Origin of the sequence: Pseudomonas syringae group sp. 243L2, assembly GCF_032587875.1 — a bacterium.
Lineage (GTDB): Bacteria > Pseudomonadota > Gammaproteobacteria > Pseudomonadales > Pseudomonadaceae > Aquipseudomonas > Aquipseudomonas amygdali.
The window spans coordinates 1-2,925 of record NZ_JAWHPL010000024.1 but is presented as its reverse complement, the minus strand read 5'-3'; the positions used below and the strand labels follow the sequence as shown (position 1 = coordinate 2,925).

Annotated in this window: 2 protein-coding genes; both read right to left on the bottom strand. The window is 60.6% G+C overall.

The annotated features are described in order from the left end of the window. Positions 1-2,323 (bottom strand): condensation domain-containing protein (locus tag RYB66_RS18440; RefSeq protein ID WP_316895106.1); only part of this gene is annotated, 2,323 nt, incomplete at its 3' end. A gap of 14 nt (positions 2,324-2,337) precedes the next feature. Then, positions 2,338-2,925, bottom strand: a 588-nt coding sequence (locus tag RYB66_RS18435) for a phosphopantetheine-binding protein (RefSeq protein WP_316895104.1), incomplete at its 5' end; no start/stop codon positions are given.

Genomic DNA, 2,925 nt, shown 5'->3' with positions numbered 1-2,925 from the left:
ACGGCTTCAGGCTGGCCACGTCCAGCGCTTCGCCGCCGAAGATGACTTTTTCCAGCGACATCGGCGCAGGCGAATCACACGCCACACGCATCAATTGCTTGAACGCCGACGGCGTCTGGTTAAGCACTGTGACGCGCTGTTCCACCAGCAGCGCATGGAAGTCTTCCGGCGAACGGGTCACTTCGCGAGGCACGATCACCAGTCGGCCGCCGTGCAGCAGCGCGCCGAAAATCTCCCAAACCGAGAAGTCGAAAGCGAATGAATGGAACAGCGTCCACACGTCCTTTTCGCTGAATTTGAACCAGTCATCCGTGGCAGCAAACAGGCGTATCAGGTTGTGATGAGCGAGCAAGGTACCTTTTGGCTTGCCGGTCGAGCCCGAGGTGTAGATCACGTAGGCCAGATTGTCCGGCGTGGTCTGGTTGACCGGGTTTTCCGTGCTGTAACTGTCCAGCGCATCCGCCAGATCCAGTGTCTGAACATGTGCAGGAATCGGTAACTGGCCAAGCAAATGTGCTTGAGTCAGCAACAGTTCGATGCCGCTGTCGTGCATCAGAAAGCTCAGGCGATCCTGCGGGTAATCCGGGTCCAGTGGCACGTATGCGCCACCGGCCTTGAGGATCGCCAGCATCCCTACAATCATGTCCAGACTGCGTTCAGCGGCCAGCCCCACGCGAACATCCGGGCCAACGCCCTGCTCGCGCAGTTTATGGGCCAGTTGGTTGGCACGGCTGTTGAGCTGTTGATAGCTCAATTGCTCGCCAGCAAAAGTCAGGGCGATGGCCAGCGGCGTGCGCTCGGTCTGGGTTTCGATACGTTGATGGGCGCAATATTCACTTGGATAAACCGCAAGGTTAGGGTTCCAGTCGCGCAAGGCGTCTTGCCGTTCTTCGACGCTTAACAGCGGCAGATCAGCGATACGCTGGTTGGCGTCGCGGCACATGCCATTCAGCAGGTTGCACCAATGCCCGGCCATGCGCTCGATGGTTGCGGCGTCGAACAGGTCGGTGGCGTAGGTCAACGAAGCGGCCAGGCCGTTCGGGCGTTCGCAGGTGTCCAGGGTCAGGTCGAACTGCGCCGTGTGTTTGTCGGACACCTGATATTCCAGGCGCAGACCGGCCAGTTCGCGGGCCTCGTTGTGGCCTTCGCTCTGGTGGTTGTAGGCCACCTGAAACAGTGGGCTGCGGCTCAAGTCGCGCTGCGGTTGTAATGCTTCGACCAGTTGTTCGAACGGCAGGTCTTGATGGGCTTGGGCCTCGACAGCAGTCTGCTTGATCTGTTGCAGCAACCCGGCCACGGTGGTTTGCGTGTCGAAGTCGGCCTTGAGCACCTGGGTGTTGACGAAGAAACCGATCAGCCCCTGGGTTTCGCTGCGAGTGCGGTTGGCGACGGGCACGCCGACGCGTATATCGGCCTGGCCGCTATAGCGGTGCAACAAGGTCTGCAACGACGCCAGCAACAGCATGAACAGGGTGATGCCCTGCTGCCGCGCCAGAGTCTTGAGGTCGTTCAGCAGCGCGGCATCCAGCTCGACATTCAATCGCGCTCCTTCGTAGCAGCGCAGGGCCGGGCGCGGTCGATCGGTGGGCAGTTCCAGAATCGGCTGTTGCTCGCCCAGTTGTTGCTTCCAGTACGCAAGCTGGCGTTCCTGCTCGCCCATTTCCAGCCAGTTGCGCTGCCAGAGGGCATAGTCGGCGTACTGAATCGGCAACGGCGTCAATTCGGCCTTGCGGCCCAGCGTGGCGGCCTGATAGCACTGCATCAGCTCGTCGACCATGATCGGCATCGACCAGCCATCGGAGACGATGTGGTGCTGGGTCAGCACCAGTACGTACTCCTGCTCGCTCAGTTTGAGCAGCCTGACCCGCAACAGCGGCCCGTGTTGCAGATCGAAGGGCTGTTGCACTTCCTGATCGACATAACGCTCGAGCGTTTCGCCAGCCGCCAGTTGATCAACGTCCAGCGCAAACGGCGACGCCGGATGCACCACCTGCAACGCCTCGTCACCCTGCTGTTCAAACGTGGTGCGCAGGGTTTCGTGACGCTCGATCAGGTGTTCGACGCTACGCCGTAATGCCTCGACATCCAGCGCGCCATGCAGGCGCAGCGCCAGCGGAATGTTGTAGGCCGCGCTGTGCGGTTCCAGTTGCCAGATGATCCATTGCCGCTGCTGCGCATAGGAGAGCGCAGACGGGGCCTGCGTCTCCCTTACAGCGATCGGCGTGACCCCGTAGAGATTCACCCCCTGGCGCTTGAGCAGGACCGCCAGCGCCTTGCGTTCACGGGCGGACAGCGATTTAACGGAGTCAAGCAACTGTTGCACTGGGGTCTCTCCTGCTAAGCAATCAAATTATCAATTTCCTCCGCTGATAAACGTTTGAGTGCATCCAGTGATTTAGTCAATTCGTCCAGCGCATGGTCACTTTCGCCATTTTTTTCGTGCAGCGTGGTGCAGAAGTCCGCCAGCACCGGCTGTTCGAACAGGTCCTTGAGGCCGACCTCGCGCTGCAACTGCTCACGTACTCGCACCAGCATCTGTACCGCCAGCAGCGAGTGGCCGCCGAGTTCGAAGAAGTTGTCGCTACGACCGACCTGCTCGACCTTCAGCACATCGGCCCAGATCGCCGCCAGTTGCTGCTCAAGCTCGCCTTGCGGAGCGATATAGGCCGCTTGCAACCGGCTGGCATCCGGCGCGGGCAGCGCCTTGCGGTCCAGCTTGCCGTTGGCGGTCAGCGGCATCTTGTCGAGGACGATGAAATGCGTCGGCACCATATAATCCGGCAGATGCGCACGGAGCTCGGCTTTCAGGGTTTCGCGCAGGCTTTGCTGATCCTGATCAGGCTCGGCTAGGACTAGATACGCGGCCAATTGCCCGTCCACGGCCAGCACGATCACTTCGCGCACGGTCGGGTGCGCTTGCAGCCG